The sequence below is a fragment of the Cupriavidus sp. CuC1 genome (genome assembly GCF_044627735.1).
Taxonomy (GTDB): domain Bacteria; phylum Pseudomonadota; class Gammaproteobacteria; order Burkholderiales; family Burkholderiaceae; genus Cupriavidus; species Cupriavidus ulmosensis.
On the sequence record NZ_JBIUHC010000445.1, the window covers coordinates 1 to 590 of the forward strand.

General features: G+C 60.7%; 1 protein-coding gene. It reads left to right on the top strand.

Going from position 1 to position 590, the window contains the following annotated elements:
- Positions 1-163: 163 nt before the first annotated feature.
- The gene (locus ACGLHR_RS52130) at positions 164-556 is read left to right on the top strand and encodes a hypothetical protein (protein WP_400104007.1); all 393 of its coding nucleotides are present in this window, start codon (positions 164-166) and stop codon (positions 554-556) included.
- Positions 557-590: the final 34 nt, after the last annotated feature.

Sequence of the window (590 nt, forward strand, 5' to 3'; positions counted from 1 at the left end):
TGTGCGGGAGAACTGCACGCACGGTTTGAGCGGCGGACGGAGGCCAGCGCGCAAGCGCGCCTCCTCCGACCCGACACTGTCGATGGGCGTGCAGCAAAACGCGCCCGGAGGGAAGGGCCCGGACCGGTGAGTACTCCGTCCAACAAGGTGAGGCAGGGATGAAATGACAAAGGCATCCGGCAGTCTGCAGGAGCTGAGAAGGCGGATATATCGCAAGGCGAAGTCTGACAAGACCCATCGCTTCTGGGGACTCTTCGTGCATATTGCGAAGAGCGAAACCCTTGACGAGGCCTACCGTATCGCCAAGAGGAACGGCGGTGCACCGGGAATCGATGATCTGAGCTTTGAAGACATCGAGGCATCGGGACGCACTGTATTCCTTGCGGAGATTCAGGCGGACCTCAAAACAGGCAGGTATGAACCCAAGCCGAACCGCAGGGTAGAGATCCCGAAGAGCAACGGCAAGGCCCGCGTCCTCCAGGTTCCTTGCATCCGCGACCGCGTGGTGCAGGGGTGTTACGTCCCGCGCTATTTGAGGGCCGACATCCCGGGCTAATCGAGGTGAAACGACAGTGTTTGTCTCGCGCTGC

Bases quoted from the DNA above. Each gene is read 5' to 3' on its own strand.
- ACGLHR_RS52130 (WP_400104007.1), top strand. From the start codon at position 164: ATGACAAAGGCATCCGGCAGTCTGCAGGAGCTGAGAAGGCGGATATAT.